This is a genomic window from Natrialba asiatica DSM 12278, assembly GCF_000337555.1.
Classification (GTDB): Archaea; Halobacteriota; Halobacteria; order Halobacteriales; family Natrialbaceae; genus Natrialba; species Natrialba asiatica.
This window is the reverse complement of sequence record NZ_AOIO01000049.1, coordinates 1-18,989: the sequence shown is the minus strand read 5'-3', so window position 1 is coordinate 18,989 and position 18,989 is coordinate 1. Positions and strand designations below refer to the sequence as shown.

The 18,989-nt window shown below is 63.2% G+C and carries 18 protein-coding genes and 2 pseudogenes; 9 read left to right on the top strand and 11 right to left on the bottom strand.

The window, feature by feature from the left end:
* The 3 genes and pseudogenes from C481_RS20505 to C481_RS21435 form a co-directional block, all read left to right on the top strand.
* Nucleotides 1-1,179, top strand: a complete 1,179-nt coding sequence (locus tag C481_RS20505; protein WP_006111292.1) for a thiolase domain-containing protein — start codon at nucleotides 1-3, stop codon at nucleotides 1,177-1,179.
* A complete protein-coding gene (locus C481_RS20500) occupies nucleotides 1,176-2,597 on the top strand; it encodes a zinc ribbon domain-containing protein (protein ID WP_006111291.1) in 1,422 nt (473 codons plus the stop codon). Before C481_RS20505 ends, C481_RS20500 begins: the two co-directional genes overlap by 4 nt.
* Nucleotides 2,598-2,763: 166 nt before the next feature.
* Nucleotides 2,764-2,901 (top strand): annotated as a pseudogene (locus C481_RS21435) (3-hydroxyacyl-CoA dehydrogenase NAD-binding domain-containing protein); the annotation flags it as partial.
* Between the two features lie 275 nt (nucleotides 2,902-3,176).
* On the opposite strand, the gene C481_RS20495 reads toward C481_RS21435, so the two are convergent.
* On the bottom strand, nucleotides 3,177-4,616 hold the full coding sequence (locus C481_RS20495; RefSeq protein ID WP_006111289.1) for an SLC13 family permease: 1,440 nt from the start codon (nucleotides 4,614-4,616) through the stop codon (nucleotides 3,177-3,179).
* 161 nt (nucleotides 4,617-4,777) lie between these two features.
* Between C481_RS20495 and C481_RS20490 the strand changes: the two genes are divergently transcribed.
* The 4 genes from C481_RS20490 (at nucleotide 4,778) to C481_RS20475 (ending at nucleotide 8,624) form a co-directional block, all read left to right on the top strand.
* Nucleotides 4,778-5,482: a cysteine dioxygenase family protein gene (locus C481_RS20490; RefSeq protein ID WP_006111287.1), complete on the top strand. Its 705-nt coding sequence runs from the start codon at nucleotides 4,778-4,780 to the stop codon at nucleotides 5,480-5,482.
* A gap of 173 nt (nucleotides 5,483-5,655) precedes the next feature.
* Complete coding sequence (locus C481_RS20485) at nucleotides 5,656-6,201, top strand: FAD-dependent oxidoreductase (protein ID WP_049904822.1); 546 nt, start codon at nucleotides 5,656-5,658, stop codon at nucleotides 6,199-6,201.
* 6 nt (nucleotides 6,202-6,207) lie between these two features.
* A complete protein-coding gene (locus tag C481_RS20480; protein ID WP_083860950.1) occupies nucleotides 6,208-7,263 on the top strand; it encodes an FAD-binding protein in 1,056 nt (351 codons plus the stop codon).
* A 155-nt stretch (nucleotides 7,264-7,418) separates the two neighbouring features.
* A complete protein-coding gene (locus tag C481_RS20475; RefSeq protein ID WP_006111285.1) occupies nucleotides 7,419-8,624 on the top strand; it encodes an MFS transporter in 1,206 nt (401 codons plus the stop codon).
* Nucleotides 8,625-8,684: 60 nt separating this feature from the next.
* Here C481_RS20475 and C481_RS20470 read toward each other — a convergent pair.
* Nucleotides 8,685-9,847 (bottom strand): annotated as a pseudogene (locus C481_RS20470) (mandelate racemase/muconate lactonizing enzyme family protein).
* Nucleotides 9,848-10,037: 190 nt separating this feature from the next.
* The gene (locus tag C481_RS20465) at nucleotides 10,038-10,316 is read right to left on the bottom strand and encodes an acyl-CoA thioesterase (protein WP_275040080.1); all 279 of its coding nucleotides are present in this window, start codon (nucleotides 10,314-10,316) and stop codon (nucleotides 10,038-10,040) included.
* A 284-nt stretch (nucleotides 10,317-10,600) separates the two neighbouring features.
* Between C481_RS20465 and C481_RS20460 the strand changes: the two genes are divergently transcribed.
* Nucleotides 10,601-11,035, top strand: coding sequence for a universal stress protein (locus tag C481_RS20460; protein ID WP_006111283.1), 435 nt, complete (start codon nucleotides 10,601-10,603; stop codon nucleotides 11,033-11,035).
* 42 nt (nucleotides 11,036-11,077) lie between these two features.
* Here C481_RS20460 and C481_RS20455 read toward each other — a convergent pair whose 3' ends face one another.
* The 7 genes from C481_RS20455 to C481_RS20425 form a co-directional block, all read right to left on the bottom strand.
* Nucleotides 11,078-11,875 carry an SDR family oxidoreductase gene (locus tag C481_RS20455; protein WP_006111282.1) on the bottom strand — a complete coding sequence of 266 codons (798 nt, stop codon included), beginning with the start codon at nucleotides 11,873-11,875 and terminating at the stop codon, nucleotides 11,078-11,080.
* 37 nt (nucleotides 11,876-11,912) lie between these two features.
* Nucleotides 11,913-12,332 carry a MaoC family dehydratase gene (locus C481_RS22845; protein ID WP_006111281.1) on the bottom strand — a complete coding sequence of 140 codons (420 nt, stop codon included), beginning with the start codon at nucleotides 12,330-12,332 and terminating at the stop codon, nucleotides 11,913-11,915.
* On the bottom strand, nucleotides 12,329-12,823 hold the full coding sequence (locus C481_RS22840) for an FAS1-like dehydratase domain-containing protein (RefSeq protein ID WP_006111280.1): 495 nt from the start codon (nucleotides 12,821-12,823) through the stop codon (nucleotides 12,329-12,331). The genes C481_RS22845 and C481_RS22840 overlap by 4 nt, the downstream gene beginning before the upstream one ends.
* The gene (locus C481_RS20440; RefSeq protein WP_006111279.1) at nucleotides 12,816-13,223 is read right to left on the bottom strand and encodes an acyl-CoA thioesterase; all 408 of its coding nucleotides are present in this window, start codon (nucleotides 13,221-13,223) and stop codon (nucleotides 12,816-12,818) included. The genes C481_RS22840 and C481_RS20440 overlap by 8 nt, the downstream gene beginning before the upstream one ends.
* A 196-nt stretch (nucleotides 13,224-13,419) precedes the next feature.
* Nucleotides 13,420-14,904: a tripartite tricarboxylate transporter permease gene (locus tag C481_RS20435; protein WP_006111277.1), complete on the bottom strand. Its 1,485-nt coding sequence runs from the start codon at nucleotides 14,902-14,904 to the stop codon at nucleotides 13,420-13,422.
* A gap of 3 nt (nucleotides 14,905-14,907) precedes the next feature.
* Nucleotides 14,908-15,480, bottom strand: coding sequence for a hypothetical protein (locus tag C481_RS20430; RefSeq protein ID WP_006111276.1), 573 nt, complete (start codon nucleotides 15,478-15,480; stop codon nucleotides 14,908-14,910).
* A 189-nt stretch (nucleotides 15,481-15,669) separates the two neighbouring features.
* Nucleotides 15,670-16,557: an NAD(P)-binding domain-containing protein gene (locus C481_RS20425; RefSeq protein WP_006111275.1), complete on the bottom strand. Its 888-nt coding sequence runs from the start codon at nucleotides 16,555-16,557 to the stop codon at nucleotides 15,670-15,672.
* A gap of 271 nt (nucleotides 16,558-16,828) precedes the next feature.
* Between C481_RS20425 and C481_RS20420 the strand changes: the two genes are divergently transcribed.
* On the top strand, nucleotides 16,829-17,803 hold the full coding sequence (locus tag C481_RS20420; RefSeq protein ID WP_006111274.1) for an LLM class flavin-dependent oxidoreductase: 975 nt from the start codon (nucleotides 16,829-16,831) through the stop codon (nucleotides 17,801-17,803).
* A 148-nt stretch (nucleotides 17,804-17,951) separates the two neighbouring features.
* On the opposite strand, the gene C481_RS20415 is transcribed toward C481_RS20420, so the two are convergent.
* Complete coding sequence (locus C481_RS20415) at nucleotides 17,952-18,899, bottom strand: Bug family tripartite tricarboxylate transporter substrate binding protein (RefSeq protein ID WP_006111272.1); 948 nt, start codon at nucleotides 18,897-18,899, stop codon at nucleotides 17,952-17,954.
* Nucleotides 18,900-18,989 lie beyond the last annotated feature (90 nt).

Genomic DNA, 18,989 nt, shown 5'->3' with positions numbered 1-18,989 from the left:
ATGAGCGATGCTTATTTAATCGGTGCCGGACAGTCGTCATACGGAGCTTTTCCCAGCGAGAGCTACCGATCGCTGTTCCGGACGGCGTTCGAGGTAGCCGTCGAAAGCGTCCCAAATGGGATCGATGCGGACGAGATCGACGAGGCCGTTATCGGAAATCTCGGCGTCGGCGGCCGCCAACTCGGGCTCTCCGGGCCGGCAGTGACTGAACACGTGGGCCTCGACGGCGTGCCGACGACGCGGGTCGAAAACGCCTGCGCGGCGAGCGGCTTCGCGGTCCGTCAGGCGGTCCAAGCGGTCAAATCGGGGATGGCCGATGTCGTCCTCGCGGGCGGCTTCGAGATCATGTCCGACATGAGTTCGGACGCGACGAAGTACTGGCTCGGCGTCTCCGGGGAGACCGAGTGGGAGCGGCTCTCGGGCACCACCTTCTCTGGCGTCTACGCCCAGATGGCCAGCGTCCACATGGAGCGGTACGGCACCACGCGCGAGCAGCTCTCGCGGGTCGCGGTGAAGAACCACGCGAACGGGGCCAAGAACCCCCACGCGCAGTTGGGCTTCGAGTGCTCGCTCGAGGACGCCCAGTCCGCGCCGGTCGTCGCCGACCCGCTGAACCTCTATCACTGCTGTCCGACCTCCGACGGCGCGGCCTGCGCGCTGATCGTCAGTGAGGACGTCGTCGACGACTACACCGACGACCCGATCCGCGTCGCAGGCGTCGGCGCCGGCAGCGACAACGTCGGCCTCTTCCAGCGCGATACCTACACCGGCGTCCCCGCGAGCCAGCGGGCCGCCGAGTCGGCCTACGAGATGGCCGATGTGAGTCCCAACGACCTCGACTTCGCGGAGGTCCACGACTGCTTCGCCATCGCCGAACTGCTGGCCTACGAGGATCTCGGCTTCTGTGAGAAAGGCGAGGCGGGCCAGTTGATCGAGTCCGGCGCGACCGAACTCGACGGCGACCTCCCCGTCAACACCTCCGGCGGCCTCAAGTCTAAGGGCCACCCCATCGGCGCGACGGGTGCCGGACAGGTCGTCGAGGCCTACAAACAGCTCACTGGGAACGCGGGCGAGCGACAGGTCGAGAACCCCGCCCGCGGGCTGACCCACAACGTCGGCGGCAGTGGCGGTGCATCGGTGATCCACGTCTTCGAGAAGGAATCGGAGGTGAACGCATGAGCGCGATCACCGGCGTCGGCGCGTACGCGCCCCGGTTCCGCATCAGTAGCGAGGCATTCGAGGAGGCGTGGGGCCAGTTCCACGCCGCCGGCATCACCCAGAAGGCCGTCCCCTCGGCCGACGAGGACGCCCTGACGATGGGCTACGAGGCCGCGACCCGCGCGCTCGAGGCGGCCGAGACCGACCCCACCGAAATCGACTGGCTTGGGTTCGCGTCCTCGCGACCGCCGGAAGCCGAGGAGGACCCGACCGCCCGACTAGGCGCGATGCTCGCGCTCTCGGAGTCGGCGACCAGACAGGTGTTCACCGGGAGCACGCGCGCCGGCACCCGCGCGCTGTGGGCCGGACTGGACGCGCTTGAGGCCGAGTTGACCACCGCGCTGGTCGTCGCCGCCGACGCGCCGAAGGGCGACCCCGACGACGGGATCGACCACGCCGCCGGGGCCGGCAGCGCCGCGTTCGTCGTAGAGCGCGACGGCCCGGCCGAAATCACCGACCGCGCCGAATATTCCGCGCCGTATCCAGGGACCCGGTTCCGCAACACCGGCGAGGACGAGACGCGGGGGCTGGGCGTCACCCAGTACGACCGGCAGGCGTTTTCGGAAACGATCGGCGGGGCCGTCTCGGGCCTCGAGGTCGAGCCCAACCCCGAGGCAGCCGCGATTCAAGCACCCGACGGGAAGCTGCCCTACCGCGCCGCGGGCGCCGCTGGCGTCGACAGCGACGATATCCAGGCCGCCGCGATGGTCCACGACCTGGGCGATCTGGGCGCCGCAAGCGTCTCCGTCTCGCTGGCCAGCGCGCTCGCGGACGGCTACGAATCGATCCTCGCGGTTTCCCACGGCAGCGGCGCGGGCGCGGACGCGCTCGTCGTCGAGGCCGACAGCGAGGTTCCCGCAGAGACCGCCCTTGAGGGCGACGAGACGCTTTCCTACGCGGAGTACCTGCGCCAGCGCGGCATCGTCACGACCGGCCCGCCGTCGGGCGGGGGCGCCTACGTCAGCGTCCCCTCGTGGAAGCGCTCGCTCCCGCAGCGCTACCGGCTCGAGGCCGGTCGCTGTTCGGAGTGCGGCGCGCTCTCGTTCCCGTCGGAGGGCGCCTGCGGCGACTGCGGATCGCTTGTCGAGTACGAACCCGCTGCCCTCTCTGGCGAGGGAACGGTCGAGGCCGTCACGACTATCTCACAGGGCGGCGCCCCACCGGAATTCGCTGACCAGCAGGCCCGTTCGGGCGACTACGCCGCGGCGATCGTGGCGCTTGAGTCGGCACGCGGCGACGACGCCGTCAGCATCGCGGCGATAGGAACCGACGTGGCACCCGAGGAGTTCGCGGTCGGCGACCGCGTCGAGACGACGATCCGTCGCATCTACACGCAGGAGGGCGTGACGCGATATGGGTTCAAGATCCGCCCGCGATAGCCAGTAGCGGCGACTTTGGGACGCGACATCGAACCGTCGCCAGTCGGCCGCGATCGTGTTCCGTGAGCGCATCGAGACATCTGGTTTTTGCGTGGATCCGCCGAATACACCCGATCGCGTTCGCCGGATAGGAATCCTTTTCACTGCGTTTGAGATGCGATACCACATGCGAATCGCAGTACTCGGAGCGAGGAGTATGGGCCACGGGATCGCGCAGGTCTCCGCCGCGGCGGGCCACGACGTCGTCCTCCGAGACGTCGAGAGGGACTGCGTTGAGGACGGTCTAGAGGAGATCCACGAGGACGCATTTCGATGCATCGAGGAGAGCCGCGGCGGCGTTCGCGGCCCGTTTCGAGTACTGCTGCGAAGCCCGGAGATGGCCGGACGGATGGGCGAACTGGGCGCATACCACCGATACGAAAGCCAGCTCGACGGAACCGATCGGCAACTCGTCGAACTGACGGCGACGATGGGGTATTACGCGATGCTCGCGTGCGTACTGAACGCGAGTTGCGGCCCGACGACGACGCACCGCAGTTACCCTGACGGTTCGATCATCGTCGGCTCCCGATGTCGCTGCTACAGTGGCGAGACGGCGTCGACGAACGGCCAGTACAGTGTCCAGCTGAGTGCGACGATGACGAATGCGAACGCCAGCGTGAGCAACCCAAGTACGGCGACGTCCCGCATCGTCAGCGGTCCCTGTTCGTACGAGATTAAGACGGTGGCGTTGTTGAACGGGAGTAGCGTAGTCGACATCAGCAGAATCGCCAGTCCGAAGGAGAGATACAGCTGGTTCACCTCGAGCAGCGTGGCGAACTCGAGGAGGATGGGAAACATCACAAGGAACGCGGCGGAGACCGAAGAGAACGCAGTCCGAACGAATATCGCGACGAAAAATAGCATGAGGAGCACGACCGCCGTCGGTGCGCCGAGCGGGAGCACGGACGCGAGTCCGGAGATCAGGAAGTCGAACGCGTTCAGGTCCTGCATGACCTCGAGAAGTGAGAGCATCGTCCCGATAAGGAAAATGATTCCCCAGTTAATTGACCGGACTTCTTCGGCGGTGACGATGCGGACACCCGGCAGCGAAAACACAAGGACGACGAACATGCCGGGGATAATCGTGGATACCCCTACGAACGAGCCGACGATCCAGAAACAGGTGGCGGTGAGAAGCGTCCCGACGACGATCAACTGATCGCGGGTCAACGATTCGGGGGCACCGTCGATGCCGTCGATCGATCCGTCGGTGCGTACTTCGCGCGTCTGGAGGTCGCGATCGTCGTCGACGTCGTAGACGAAGCTCGCAGCGGCGATCCCGATCGTGAACAGGAGGACAATCGGCGGCGTCATATACAGCGCCCACTCGACCCAGGTGATTGGCCGGACGATCGAACTGGTCAGCGCCGACGCCGCGATCGCCATTCCGCCGCCGGTCATCAGCGCCAGCGACCCGACGGGGTTGAGGTGGCCGATGACGTAGTAGGCGAACCGGCGGAACTGACTGTCGTTATCGATGTTGTACAGTTCGTTGACCCGGTCGACAATCGGAAAAAACGTCGCCGTTCGAGCGGTGCCGGAGGGCATGATGAACGCGAGGAGGAGGATTGTGGCGGCGAGCCGGCGGATGGAGCTCTTCGGCGTGCTCTCGGGGGAGACGAGGAGGGTGGCGACCCACTCGTCGAGATCGACCTTCGCGACGCTCTTGCCGATGAGCAGGAGCAAGACCATGAAGAACACGAGGTTCGACGCGAATCCGACCGTCGCCGCCTCGAACGTCGGTGCCACGCCGAGCGTGTAGAGCAGGATCACGCAGAGGATGCTCGAGATCGTGTACGGAACCGGTTTCGTAATCCACAGGAGCACCGTCGCGAGGAACACGGAAAAGGCGAGCTGGACATCGGGCTGGACCGTTGCGGAGACGGGGACGAACGCGCCGATTACGAGGATCGCGGCTGCACCGGTGAGCCCCAGTACCGATGTCGCCTCGAGGTTGGACCTGCCGAAGACGTTCACGGACCGACTGACAGGCTACCGCATAATATTCGTGTCGACTTTCGGCGCTGCGGTGCAACTCGCTGCTTGAATGGATTCCCGATCGGATCGGTCGCCGCTGACCGGTGACAGGTGCTATCACACCGCTACTGTTAATGAGGGGTAAGTAGTGAGACGTACCAATGGCAACGTTCGATTTGGACACGGAAGAGTACATCCACGATGACGACCGGATGCAGTCGTTCATCGATGTCGTACAGACGACTGCCGAGGAGTACGAAGAGATCACGGACCTGCTCGCGGCCCTGGAAGCACCGTTCGAGGAACTCCTCGCGGACGATGGCTGGCTTGACGAGAAGTATCAGCAGCTCTGTACTGACGAAGATGACGACATGGGGAACATGGGCGACGACATCGCCCAGTGGCTGCTGTACCGTGACGGAAACAAGCTCGCACTGTTCACGCTCGTCCTGCCGCCTGGTGCCTCGACGCCGGTCCACGACCACCTGGCGTGGGGCTTAGTCGGCATTTACGGCGGCACGCAACGCGAGGTGTTCTACCAGCGCGTCGGCGACGGCAAGAACGATGTGGGTGAGGCCGAACTCGAGCACCTCCGGACTGAACACATGGAGCGGGGAGACTACTACGAACTCGCGCCGCCAAACAACGACATCCACTCGGTGACGACAACGTCCAACGAGCCGAGCGTGAGCGTTCACCTCCTCGGCGCCGATGTCGGCTGTATCGAGCGCCACGCGTTTGATGTCGAGGACGAGGAGATCGAACTTTTCCACTCCGGATACACGAACGTCGAATGTGACGAGATCATGGAGGCGCCGGACATCGGTCACGGACATGGAAACGGGCATGGTCACAGTCACGACTAGTCGATCTCACACCCGAAGAGGGCATCCGCGCGAACGCGATCGCTCCCGGTCACAGTCACGACTAGTCGATCTCACACGCGTCCGGCCGGGAACGGCCCTAAACTCGAGGCAGTTACGCCGTAGTCGAGAGCGAAAAAGGGCCAAAAGATAGGTACTTTTTTCCTTATCGAGGCATGAGCCGGAACGCGTTTCCCGCGAGCTGGGACTACGAAACGGACATCCTCATCGTCGGTTTCGGCGGGGCAGGGGCGTGCGCGGCGATCGCGGCCGCCGACCGAGGCGCCGACGTGTTGATTGTCGAGAAACAGGCCGAAGACGGCTACTATTCGAACATCAGGATGTCCGGTGGGGCGTTCCACAGTCCCCGCCCCGATGGCAACAGGGACGTACTCGAGGCCAATGCGCTGGCGATGTTCAGCGGGGATAACCTCCCCTGGAAGTTGGAGGGCAAACTCCCGTCCGCGATCGCGAGTGAGCTCGCCGCGGCGTGGGCGGAGTACGCGCCACAGAACCTGGCCTGGATGCAGGATCTCGATCCGGAATACAGCGCCGTCGAGGAGCGCGGGGCGGTCTTTCCCGAGTTTCCGGGTGCGGACGAATCAGCGTATCGAGTACTCAGGAGCACGTATTCGGGCGAGATCAACAACAAGAATCGATGTCAGAAGGACGATCCGAAGTCTGTTACGGAGTCCTGCGAGGCGTTCTACACATGTCTTTGAGGGGGTATCGACGACCGCGATATCGACGTCCTGTGGGAGACCGCGGCGCGGGAGTTCGTCGTCGACGACGGTGCCGTCGATGGGATCCTCGCGGACCGGCAGGGAACAAGGGTCGCCTGCGGTGCTGGAGCGACCGTCCTCACGTCGGGCGGCTTCGAGTACAACAAGGACTTGCGGCTGAACTTCCTTGAAGGACCTGGCGTCGAGGGATGGTCGTTCTACGGTACGTCGGCGAACACAGGGACGGGGATCGAGATGGCAATGGAGATCGGCGCCGGACTGTCGAAAGTGAGTAAGGCAGCGTCCCGGATGATCGCCGCGATTCCGGCTCGAGAACACGGGCTGAAGATCGGGCTGCGGACACCAGTCGTCGGCCGGCCGAACACGATCGTCGTCGACAACTTCGGGGAGCGGTACGCGGCGGAGCGCACCATTACAAAGGATCCAAGCCGGTACTTATTCTACAAGGAGGGCGTCCGGTTCGACGTCGAGGAATTGCTGTACCCGCGCATGCCGTCCTGGCTCGTCTTCGACGAGACCCTCCGGAAGCGGCGGTCGGTGGTCAGCCTCCGCGGGACGGACTATCAGGGAATCGAGTGGGGCGAGGAGAACGAACACGCCATTGAGAACGGGTGGATACTGCGGGCACCGACGATTGAGGATCTGGCGCGGGAGATCAGCGACCACCCGGAGAACAGGGAACTGATGGACGCAGACGCGCTGCTGGAGACTTTCTCCAAGTACAACCGCTGCTGCGAGGTGGGCAAGACAGATCCGTTCGGCAGCGAGCCCGAAAACATGGCGCCGCTGCGATCTCCACCCTACTACGCGCTGCCGCTCTACCCGGGCGGACCGAACACGAAAGGAGGGATCCTGGCCAATGGGGACCGCGAGGCGCTGAACACGGAGCGGGAGCCGATTCCGAACCTCTACACCGCTGGCGAAATCTCGTCGGCGTTCAAGTTCGTCTATCAAGGCGGCAACCTCGTGGAGTGTATCGCCTTCGGCCGCATCGCCGGCGAGAACGCCGCGAAGCGGGCGCTGTCGGTATCGAGGCGCTGACAACTCGACAGCACCGTCACCCGCCGCGGCAGTCGCAACTCGAGTCGGAGCGGATCGCCGCGGCGCGACGGCGGTAACCCGGCCCCTTTGAGAGGTTCACGGCAAAATTGATCTCCACCACGGAGACAATAGGGGCGAACCGAGTACAACGGAGTGTGCAATCGTTCGCCGAAGTCGGCAGCAACGCGAAAGCGATCTGGACCGATGGAAAAGGCAAGATCCTGTTCGCCGTCGCCGCGGGGTGGTTCCTCTCGATCGGTATTCGATTCGTCTATCCGGTGTTGCTCCCGTCGCTGCAGTCCGCCTACAGTATCGATCTCACGACGGCGGGGCTCCTGTTGAGCGTCCTCTGGGTCGCGTACGCGCTCGGGCAACTCCCTGGCGGGATCCTTTCCGATCGGATCGGTGAGCGGAACATCCTCGTCCTGAGTACGGCCATCTCGGCCGTGACGATTGCGCTGGTCGCGGCGGCCGATTCCGTCCTCGTGCTGTTCGCCGCGACGGCAGCGTTCGGCGCCGGCACCGCGCTCTATGGTGTCGCTCGGTTCACCACGCTCTCGCACGTGTTCCCCGACAACGAGGGGGCAGCGATCGGACTAACCATGGCCGCCGGTGATCTCGGTAACGCGCTCCTCCCGCCGGCCGCGGGACTCGTCGCAGGCGCACTGGCCTGGCAGTACGGGTTCGGTCTCACCGTGCCGCTGTTCACGGTCGTGGCCGCCTTGCTGTGGATGTCCGTTCCGAAGCGGACGTCGGCGGGCTCGAACGCGATCGACGAACTTTCGCTCGACGCGTTCCGGGAGGTCTTCGCGGCGCTCAGTCGCTCATCGATCGTCCTCGTCACGATGCTGCAGTTCCTAGGCTACGTCGCCTGGCAAGGGTTCACCGGGTTCTACCCCACCTACCTGATCAACGTCAAGGGGATATCACCCGCGGTCGCCACTCTCCTGTTCGGCGCGTTCTTCGGGCTGGGAGTCGTCATCAAGCCCGTCGTCGGGTCGGTGTACGACCGGTTCGGCCTCAAGCGATCGTATCCGATCGTGATGGGCGTGTTCACGGTGACCGTCGGTCTCCTCCCGCTGTTCGAGGGGTTCTGGTCGATCGTGATCGCAACGGTGTTCCTGAGCAGCATCCTCGGCTACGGGACGATCACGCTGAGCTATCTCACCACCGCGCTGCCGGAGTCGGTGCAGGGCACCGGTCTGGGAATCCTGCGGACGATCTACATGACGGCCGGCGCCGGGATCCCGGTCATTATGGGCGCGCTCGCGGACCGCGGGTTCTTCGACGAGGCGTTCCTGTTGCTCGCCATCGTGGCGGCCGTCGCGATCGCGCTCTGTACGCGGATTCCGAACCAGTAGCCGCGTCGGACGCCCCGTTCGGTGATCGGGGTACCGAGACACGGCCTGCTTCAGTCCCGGCTACGAGGAGAATCCGACATCGTCGCCGAGCGTATGTTCTTCCACGACGTCCTCGTCGAGTTCGATCCCGAGCCCCGGTTCCGTCGGGACCTCGATGTGGCCGTCCGCGATCAGCGGCCCGCCCCGGACAAGCAGGTCGTCCCACCAGTCGACCTCCAGGGCGTGGTACTCGAGCACGTCCGCGTTCGGGATCGCCGCACAGAGGTGGACACAGGCAATCGTACCGACAGGGCTACAGACGTTGTGCGGCGACATCGGGATGTAGTTCTCCTCAGCCCGGTCGGCGCTTCGTTTTGACTCCGCGAGGCCGCCGCAGGTCGTCGGGTCGGGCGTGACGATGTCGACGGCGTGCTCGTAGAGCAGTTCGGACAGCTCGTGGACGCGGAAGCGGTTTTCGCCGGTCGCGAGCGGCGTCGAGGTCGACCTGGCGAGTTCGCGCTGGGCGCTCGTCTCCTCGGGCGGAACGATGTCCTCGAGCCACATGATATCGTACGGTTCGAGGGATCGAGCAAGGCGTTTCCCGCTCTCGACCGAGTAGTCCCAGTGGCAGTCGAAGGCCAGATCGACATCGTCGCCGACGGCGTCGCGAACGGCCGCGACGATCTCGCGCTTACGTTCGATCGCGGCGTTGTCGAGGCGGCCGTTGTACGGATCGGGTTCGTTGTCCGACGGCATGTCGAGGTCGAACTTGATTGCCGTGAACCCCGAGTTGACGACCTCCGCGGCCGTCTCGGCGTACGCCTCGCCGGCGTGGCAGTCGCAATAGATTCGGATCCGGTCGCGGTACTTGCTGCCGAGCAGTTGGTAGACCGGCAGCCCGTAAACCTTGCCGGCGAGGTCCCAGAGCGCGATCTCGATGCCCGACGCCGCGGTGACGACTTCTCAGTCGTCCCACCATGACCGGACATTTCCTGGACGATGCGCCGGGAGAGCCGCTCGACATCAAGCGGATTCTCGCCGACGAGGAACCGCTTCGTGTACGCGATCAGTTCGTCGATCCCCCCGCCCCGGTAGGCCTCTCCGATCCCCGTGACGCCGGCGTCGGTGTGGACCTTGACGAGATTCCACTCGAAGTTCCCTTCGACGACGCAGGTCTCGATATCAGTGATCGCGATGTCGTAGTCGGCCGGTCGGACGGTCGCATGATTGGAAAAGTCTCGCATGCACCTATTACTGACGGGCGAATAAGTAATGCGGTTGAGATCAACGTGACGAGGAGACGCCGCCCGGGCCTCATCGGGAACCTCCAACGGTCACGATCCGAGGTTTCCGGCGTCGTATCCCAGTGCGGCGGCGACCTTCGCCGGGACGCCGGCGGCGGGTATCGGTCTCGGTACCGCGGCTCCGATATCGTCAATCGACCGAGTCCGTGTCCGAGTCCCGGTTCTCCTTGATCCATCGTCGCCACTCGTCGGGAATCGACACGGTCGAACTGGTCTCGCCGTCGATGACGACCTGAGTCGTCCTGGCCGTTGCGGCGACGTCGCCGTCGGCGCGTATCTCGTACGCCTTCGTAATGCTCAACTCGCCCAACCCGTCGATCCGGACCGCCACCTCAACGCGCTGGTCCGGTTTGATCGGTGTCTTGTATTCGAGGTGGAGTTCGATGATCACGGTGTCGACCTCGTCGATTCGCCGTCCGATTACGTCCCGGTAGTACCCTTGCCAGGCTGCCCTGAGATAGCTGGCATAGATGGGGTATTGACGTGACCCATGCCGTCAATATCTCGTACCGTGTCTGTATCTCCGTGCTGTAACTGAACTATGACACAATGAGTACAATACCCGAGATGCAGTTATATGTTCTGATACGGGCGATTCCGAACACAGGAAACGGGACGAATGTTCAGTAACCGGTCGTCTCGCGATCGGTCCACGGCATATCATTAATAGGCTGGAGTTTCGATAGGAGTACGATGGTCATTATTGCTGCCGTAGATCAAACCGAACCGAACGACGACGTGGTTAGAGAGGGACGCCGCCTCGCGGATGCGTTCGGAGCGCCGCTGCACGTCGTTCACGCGCTAGACCGATCTACGTTCATCGAGTTGGAACGTGGTCAGGTCGAAGACGAGGGGGAGACGGTACCACTCGAGGAGGTGCGAGGGATGGGGCAGACGATCGCGTCAGAGGCGCTCGAGCGAATTGGCGTTGAGGGGACCCCCGTCGGGCTCGTCGGGGAGCCGGCCGAGGAGATCATCGACTACGCCGACCGGAACGACGCATCGCACATCGTCCTCGGCGGCCGGAGTCGCTCGCCGGTCGGCAAAGCGCTCTTCGGCAGTGTCACGCAATCGGTGCTGCTTAACACGTCCCGACCGGTCGTGTCGGTCCACAATGAAGAGGCGTGAACCGGCGCGGCGATCCGCCGCAGCGAGACGCCCCGCTTGCCGCTACGCGATGCGACTGTGCCAGCCGCCTTCGACCGGGATAACGGAGCCAGTGACGTAGCTCGCGGCCGGCGAGGCGACGAACGCTGCGGCGCGGGCGAACTCTTCCGTCGATCCCAGTTCGTCAACCGGCAGCTCTGCCTCGCGCCGGTCCCAGGCCTCGCTCTCGGCGATCCCTTCTCGGTCGGTCAATTGCTCGACTTTCGTTCGGATCCGATCCGTGACGACGCCGTGTGGGGCGACGCAGTTCACTCTGATTCCCTCCTCGCCAAGTTCGTTGGCCTGTACTTTCGAAAGGCCGTAGATTCCCGGCCGAAACACGTGGCCAAGCGCCCCGTTCGAGGTCGGTTCGAGCGAGGAGACGGCGACGAGGTGCGTGATTGAGCCGCCGCCGTCTCGCAGCGCGGGAAGCACTTCCTGGCAGAGCAGGAGGGTACAGCGCAAGACTGACTCGTACGCGGCGTCGAACTCGTCGATGCTCGCCTCGGCAAACGTTGACGACGGCGGTGCAACGTGGTTCGTAATCAGTGCGTCGAGCGTCCCGGGCCGATCGACGGCCGTCTGCGTCGCGGATCGGATCGACCGTTCGTCCTTGAGGTCGCAGACAACCCAGTCGATCGCGTCCGGGTCGGCGCCCGTCTCGTCGAGGACGCGTTCTTCGGCCGCCTTCAGATTTTCCTCACTCCGAGAGGTGATGACGACGCTCGCGCCCTCGTCGACCATCCGGGTCGCGACTGCGAGGCCGAGCCCTTTGCTCGCCGCCGTGATGAAGACACTCCATCCGTCGAGATCGAGATCCATATGTTGTGTAGACGATCATTGATGATGTACTATGGGGTTACGGGCTGATCGTTGCATCTCCCTCTAGGACTGTCGCACCGTCGGCAGTATCAACAGTTATTGATATCTCCACCGTCGTCGTGTTGCCTGTTCGATCCGTCTCGACCTCCGCAACCGTTCCGCTGACGCGCAGCGAGTCGCCAGGCCGAACCGTTCCGACGAACCGGGTCCGAAACCGGTCGACTGCGTCGATAGGCACCCAGTCCGTCACTGCCGCCGACGCGAAGCCGGCAACGAGCATTCCCGGCACAATCACGCCGTCCTGGCCGGCCGCTCTGGAAAACTCGTCGTCGTGGTGGAGGGGATTGAAATCGCCGCTGGCCCCGAGATAGCGGACGATCTGCGTCCGATCGAGGTCGTCGACGTGGAACGTCGGCAGATCGTCCCCGACCGAGAGCGCGTCCGGATCGAGATTCATTGCGAATCGGCCGCCTCCCGTTCGATGCGCGTCCGTCGTTCGATGACCACGACTTCGGCGTCCGCGTCGGTGTACGTCGTCTCGAGGACGGCAAAAGTAAGCGTCCCGTCGGTGCCGGGCTTCTGATACACGTCGACCAGTTCCGTCGTCCCGTCGAGCGTGTCGCCGACGGTCACAGGGCGGCTGTACTCGTACTCCTGTTCGCCATGGACGGTGCGTTCGGGGTCGAAGCCGAGATTGAATCCGAACGAGGACCCGTCGTCGCCGACGCGGTACCGAGGGAAGTACGCGACCCGTGTGAACGTAAGTGGCGCGGGGACATCGTCGTACTCAGCCTCTCGCGCGGCTTCACCGTCGTAGAACATCTCGTTCTGACTCTCGATCGCCCGTGCAAACTCGGCGACCTTCCCCGCTTCCACGGTGAGATCGGTGACCGTCTGCCGACGTTCGCCGACCAGCGACTCGAGTTCCGCCATGGATTTCTCAGGCACTGCTGATCCCCTCGTTGGCTTCGATCCGCTGCCGCCAGTCGGTCGGGATCGGACGGGACGATCCGCTCTCGTTATCATATATCACCTGAACCGTCTCGGCCGTCGAGACGATATCGCCGTCGACGCGGAGCGTGTACTCCATGGTGAGACTCGAGGTCCCGAAGTCGGTCACCGCAACCTCGATATCGACGACGTCGCCGCGGGTGATCTCGGCGCTGTAATCGATCGTCATGTGCACGACGACCGTGTCTGCCGCCCGAAGGTCGTACTCCAGCACCTCCTCGTAGTATCCTGCCCTCGCCTCCGCGAGGAAGTTCGGATATTCGCTGTTGTTGACGTGTCCCATCGTATCAATGTCCTGAAACCGTACCGGTATCGACGTCACGTGCGTTGCTGCCATCACCGTCAGTTCTGACGTGAGTTCTCATAAATCACGGGGATCGATATCAAATACCACTCACTGGCGTCGATACCCGCGAGACCCGGACCCATCGCCGTTGGGATCAGTTCGATCGAAACCGTCGCTGACCTGCCCAGTAACTGGCGAGTACGACGGCCGGACCAAATCACTGGAGGGAAAAACGGTAGCCGAGAGGTTATCCCAGTTGCTTTTTGAACACGCCGCGAATCGCCGGACCGATCGTCAGCGCGACGATCGCGATCACGATGATCAGCGAGAGGGGATCGTTCACGAAGATCATCAACGAACCGTCGGACAGGGTGAGCGATCGGGCGAAGTTCTCCTCAGCGATCGGTCCGAGGACGATCCCGAGGACGAACGCGATGACCGAGTAGTTGTACCGCTTCATGTAGTAGCCGATGATGCCGAGACCAAACACCGTCAGCACGTCGATCCAGTTGATTCGGAGCAGGAATCCACCAACGACGGCGAGAACGACAATCATGGGGATGATGATGTCCGTATCGATCTTTGTCAGGACCCCCATTCGGCTAATGAACGTTAGTCCGACGAACAGAATGACGAAGTTCCCGAGGAACAGCGCGATGAACACCGCGTAGGTGATCTGGAGGTCAGACGAGAAGAGGTTCGGACCCGGCTGGAGACCGTGCATGATGAGACCGCCGAGCAACACGGCGGTCGAACCGCTGCCGGGGATCCCGAACGAGAATGTCGGGATGAGCGATCCAGGAATCGTCGCGTTGTTCGCGGATTCAGCTGCGATCAGTCCCTCGTGATTGCCGGCGCCGAATGAGTCCGGATCGTCCGACGAACGCAGCGCTTCCGCGTACGAGACGAACGTCGACACCGTCGACCCAGCGCCGGGAACCGAACCGATTCCCATGCCGATGAGACTCGACTTCGCGATTAGATATGGTTTCGTGAGAACGGAGCTGATTCCGCTGCGGATCGAACCGGTGATCTCCATATCTGTCTGTGCGACGCCGCCCTCCTCTCCTGCCAGGTTGATCATCTCGGCAATAGCGAATAGGCCGATCAGTGCGGCGACAAAACTAATACCGTCGAACAGCGCCGGATCCCCGAACGTGAATCGCTGCTGGGGGACCATCGGTGCCATCCCGATCGTGGCGATAAGCAGTCCGAACATCCCGGAGACGACACCCCTGATGAGCGATCCGCGGGCCACGATCGCGATCATTGCGATGCCGAGAAGCGCGATGAGGAAGTACTGGGGTGACCCAAACAGCAGCACCATTCTGACGAGGAACGGCGAGATGAGGATCAGCAGCACGATCGTAATAAATCCGCCGAGCGTCGACGCGACGGCGGACATCGCGAGCGCGGTGATCGCCTGCCCCTGTCGCGAGAGCGGGTACCCGTCGAGCGTCGTCGCCGCTGCTGCTGACGTCCCGGGCGCGTTGAGGAGAATCGCTGCAATGCTCCCGCCGTACATCCCGCCACTGTAGATACTCACGAGCAGAATGATAGCGTTTACCCCGTCGAGCGGAAGCGTGAGTGGAAGGATGAGCGCCATCCCGAGCGAGGCGCCGATGCCAGGGAGTGATCCGACGAAGATTCCGATGAGGATTCCGACCGTCAGCCAGAGTAGCGGTTCACCGGTCAGGATGATGCTGATCGCTTCGGATAGTGCGTCTAACATGGGTCAGCCCACCAACACCCCCGAATTGAGTTGTACATTGAGCAGTCCCATAAAGCCGTACACGATCCCAAACGCGCCCGCCGTCAGTCCGACCGTGATGTACCAGTCGTGGTCCACCCAGTACGAATAAGCGAACACGAACACCGGTGAGGCGAAGAGGAAGCTGATGAGATAACACAGCACTACGTATCCAGCCGTCATCACGGAGAGTACGAATCGCTTGTTTTCCATCGCAGCTCGCGGCGACGGGAGGATCGAGTGCGACTCGAATTGTCGCTCGTCCGTCGCTCCCGTCACCGCTTCGGCGCTCGTTTCGTTATCGCACTCCTCCTTGGAGTCGACTGTCGGCTCTCTGTCGGTCGTCATGTCGTCCATCTCCTCGGTCTGCGCTTCGACCTCCTCGATCTCCTCCTCGTAGGAGTCGAACACGTCTCCGGACTCGCTCACGACCGCTCGCAGCGGAGCGGGGAGAAACGGCTCAAGGAGGAGCACCAGTGCTCCAAGGAACGTGATCGAAGCGATAAATCGCGGAAACATCCCCGACGGATCGCGGAACTCGGCGGCCTCAACGAACATGTAGGCGGAAACGACGAGGAGCCCTATCAGAAGTATGTGCTCTGCTGTGATCCTCTGACTTAAATTACGTGAATTGCTCTCAGACATCACATCACCATGCAATAACGCTGAGGAGGAATTACCTTATAGTTTGTGTTAATCGCTATCGTATGCGTGGGATGTAGCCCCGCTCGACCGCCACGACTCGCCTCACGACGAGTCGTCGGAGAGATGTCCCTTGAGCGCCTCCAGCACGGCGACGTAGTCGTCGTCGGACGAGTTCAGTAACTCCTCGTGGAGGGCGATCGTCTCGTCGATGATCGGCGCTCGATACCCGGCGTCCGCGGTCGTCTGCCGCACTTCACGTAGTTCACCCAGTCGGCGTTGCGCGTGTTCCGGGGTGTTCTCGAGCGCGGTTCGCATCCACTCCTCGACTGATCGCTCGTCGAAGAGTCCGTTCAGGTTGTCGAGGACGTCCTCGTGGACGCCGTACGCGACGGCCGGAGCGAGCGTTTCGGCAACGAGTTCGCGCATCCCCTTGGTGAACGTGCTCCGGAACATCTTGAGCAGCGCCGGGTGCATCGGATCCGCGCCGACATCCTGGACCGTGAATCCGACCGCTCGAAGGGCGGCGACGGTATCGGCGCGATCCGGCCCCCCGATGACCAGTCGGACGCTGTCGCGACCCGCCGCGGCAGAGCCCATGATGGTCGCCTTGAGCGGCGTGCCGCCGGCCGCCTCGATCTTGTCGACGATCTGCTCGGTCGTCGCCGGTGACACCGAGTTGAGATCGAGGAACGGCTGTCCCGGCGCGAGCCCTGGGGCGGTCTCCGCAGCGACGTCAGCGGCCGTCGCCGGCCAGACGCAGGAACAGACGAGCTCCGTCTCCGCCGCGAGCGACACGTAGGAGTCGGCGACGGCGATCGGCGAGTCAGGGAGTCGCTCGCGAAGGCGATCCGGAGATCGAGTCAGTACGGTGACGCCGATGTTGGCTTCGACGAACGCTCGAGCGAGCAGTTGACCGGCCTCGCCGTACCCGATAAGGCCGATGCGCTCGATGCTCTCGGCTCCGCTACAATCCGCATTTTCGGCGCTCATTTCGTACGGGTAGTCAAGATTTCAGCTCATAAGTCCTCCTGTGGATTGGTGACGAGGAGATCGTGACGCTTCGGAGCGATACTCGACTCCGGAGACGGTCACAACGCATTACTGCGGTAACGGGGTACGGACGGGCAGCGTCACAGTTCTACTGTTCGACCGGGACAGCGACGCGGTTTCGGCCAGTCCACGAGCGCCGGTACCTTTTCCACCGGTGTGGCTGTATATTTGAGCGGAGGTCCAGTAGGCGAACGCACTGGAAAGTATACGCATGAAAATCGGATTCAGATGTACGGAAGGCGGACAGCGGTTCGACGAGGCACTGACGGAGGTCCGACGTGCCGAGGAATTCGGCTTCGACTCGGCATGGGTTGCCGAACACCACGGCTGGGACGCGAAGTGGCCGAATTCCTATATCGCACTTGCCGGGTTCGCAGCCGCGACGGACGAAATCGAGTTCGGAACCGGCGTCACGATCCTCCCACAGACGAACCCGGTCTCGCTCGCAGGCGCGGCGAATCTCGTCGATGTCGTCTCGGACGGTCGCTTTATCCTTGGCGTCGGAACCGGTTGGCGCCGCGACGAGATGGAGAATCTCGGGTACGACTTCGAATCGCGCGGCCCGCGAATGACCGACCACCTGTGCGCACTCAACGAACTGTGGGAACCCGGACCGTCGTCCTACGACGGCCGGTTCGTGTCGTTCGAGGAGTTCGACCTTGCCCCCGAGTCCATCCGCGATCCGCGACCGCCGATCTGGGTCGGCGGCGGATCGACGCCCGCGCTGAAGCGGGCCGCGTGTCTGGGGGATGCCTGGCTGCCGTCCTGGCGCGAACCGTTCGACGCTCTTGAGGAGAAGTATGCGACGTACGAATCGTTCCTAGACGATGCCGACGGCTCGAACCGTTCGGTTCCGCTGCTTCGAATCGCCTGTATCGACGAGGACGGTGACGTCGCTCGTGAGAAACTTCGCACCCTGCTGACGGAACTGGTCGAATCGTACCGGGCGAAGGGGTCGACGGTTCCGGAGGCATGGGTGAGCGCGCTCGAGGGCGACATAGACGAGTTCGCGCAGGATCTGTTCGTTTACGGGACGCCGTCTGAGTGTGCAGCCCAGCTCGAACGGTACCGCGAGGCCTTCGGCGTCGATCACGCGGTGTTGCGGCTCGCGACGCCGACGACGGACCACGAGGACGTCATGGAGGCCGTCGACCTGTTCGGTCGCCGTGTGATTCCCGACCTTTGAGGGAACGCCCGCTCCCAGTACCGTTTCAGAGATCCGGTTGACACCGCGGCCCGTAGTCCCGAAGCTGTGGTCCGTCGTCCGTAGCCACTGGGAGATAATCCGGTCTCGACACTAAATAAAATCGAACGACCATGCCGTCGAACGGGATCTATTGTAGTTGGTCGAGGTCGACCTGCTCGTCGGTGCTAAATGCCGACTCGATGGCCGCGTTGGTCTCGTCGGGACCGTTGAACAGCACTTCGTTGCCCGTCTCTTCGGACCACTCCTGGACCTCGTCGGAATTGATGGCCGCCTCGTAGGCGTCGGCGAGCGTCTGAACACGATCATCGGGCGTGTCCGGTGCGCAAGAGGCGGTTCGCATGATTGCTCCGAACTCGTCGACGTTCGTCCAGCCGGCGTCCTCGGTGGTCGGCGTGTCCGGGAAGACGCTGGATCCGTCGGAGGTCAACACCCCAACGATGTCGATGTTCCCCTCCTCGACGGCACCGGCGGCCGAGGAGTCGGTCGCGGTGCCCACGGGAATCTCGCCGGACGCGGCTGCCTGCACGGTCGGGCCGGAACCGTCGTAGACGATCCAGTCCTCCCAGGGGACATCGCCCTCTTCGCGGAGTTGGATCATGGCGACGTGGTTCGCGGCGCCAAGCGACCCGCCGAACTGCGTGAGATCGCCATCCTCGTACCTGTCTGCGAGGTCTTCCATCCCCTCGATCTCCTCGTCAGGGTTCGCGAAGATGACGTACGGCGTCTGTCCGTACTGACAGATCCCCTTCAGCTGAGAGAGGTCGTCGTTGGTCTGGTTGAGCAGCCATGCGATGCCGGCCGTCGGCAGCGTGTGGCCGACGTGCGTGTAGCCGTCTGGCTCGGCGTAATACGCTTCTGTGATACCCTGAATCGATTCGGCGCCGGGAATGTTTTCGAGTTGCACGTCGACACCGAGCTCTTCCCCCACTTGCGGCAAGATGCCTCGCGCGTACGTGTCGGAACCGCCGCCCTCACCGTATGGAATGATGTGACGAATGTTGTCACTCGGAAACTCGCCGTCCCTGTTGTCGCCCCCGATACAGCCGGCGAGACCGACTGTAGTTGCTGCACCCACACACTTCACGAAGTGGCGTCTGTCAAAACTTGGCATACACGGGTCGGTATCCAATGTAGTATATCTGTCTCTTATACACATCTCTGATGG

Excerpts from the sequence above, each read along its gene's own strand:
- C481_RS20505 (WP_006111292.1), top strand. The coding sequence starts at position 1 with ATGAGCGATGCTTATTTAATCGGTGCCGGACAGTCGTCATACGGAGCT.
- C481_RS20500 (WP_006111291.1), top strand. The coding sequence starts at position 1,176 with ATGAGCGCGATCACCGGCGTCGGCGCGTACGCGCCCCGGTTCCGCATC.
- C481_RS20490 (WP_006111287.1), top strand. The coding sequence starts at position 4,778 with ATGGCAACGTTCGATTTGGACACGGAAGAGTACATCCACGATGACGAC.
- C481_RS20485 (WP_049904822.1), top strand. The coding sequence starts at position 5,656 with ATGAGCCGGAACGCGTTTCCCGCGAGCTGGGACTACGAAACGGACATC.
- C481_RS20460 (WP_006111283.1), top strand. The coding sequence starts at position 10,601 with ATGGTCATTATTGCTGCCGTAGATCAAACCGAACCGAACGACGACGTG.
- C481_RS20455 (WP_006111282.1), bottom strand. The coding sequence starts at position 11,875 with ATGGATCTCGATCTCGACGGATGGAGTGTCTTCATCACGGCGGCGAGC.
- C481_RS22845 (WP_006111281.1), bottom strand. The coding sequence starts at position 12,332 with ATGAATCTCGATCCGGACGCGCTCTCGGTCGGGGACGATCTGCCGACG.
- C481_RS20440 (WP_006111279.1), bottom strand. The coding sequence starts at position 13,223 with ATGGCAGCAACGCACGTGACGTCGATACCGGTACGGTTTCAGGACATT.
- C481_RS20435 (WP_006111277.1), bottom strand. The coding sequence starts at position 14,904 with ATGTTAGACGCACTATCCGAAGCGATCAGCATCATCCTGACCGGTGAA.
- C481_RS20430 (WP_006111276.1), bottom strand. The coding sequence starts at position 15,480 with ATGTTCGTTGAGGCCGCCGAGTTCCGCGATCCGTCGGGGATGTTTCCG.
- C481_RS20425 (WP_006111275.1), bottom strand. The coding sequence starts at position 16,557 with ATGAGCGCCGAAAATGCGGATTGTAGCGGAGCCGAGAGCATCGAGCGC.
- C481_RS20420 (WP_006111274.1), top strand. The coding sequence starts at position 16,829 with ATGAAAATCGGATTCAGATGTACGGAAGGCGGACAGCGGTTCGACGAG.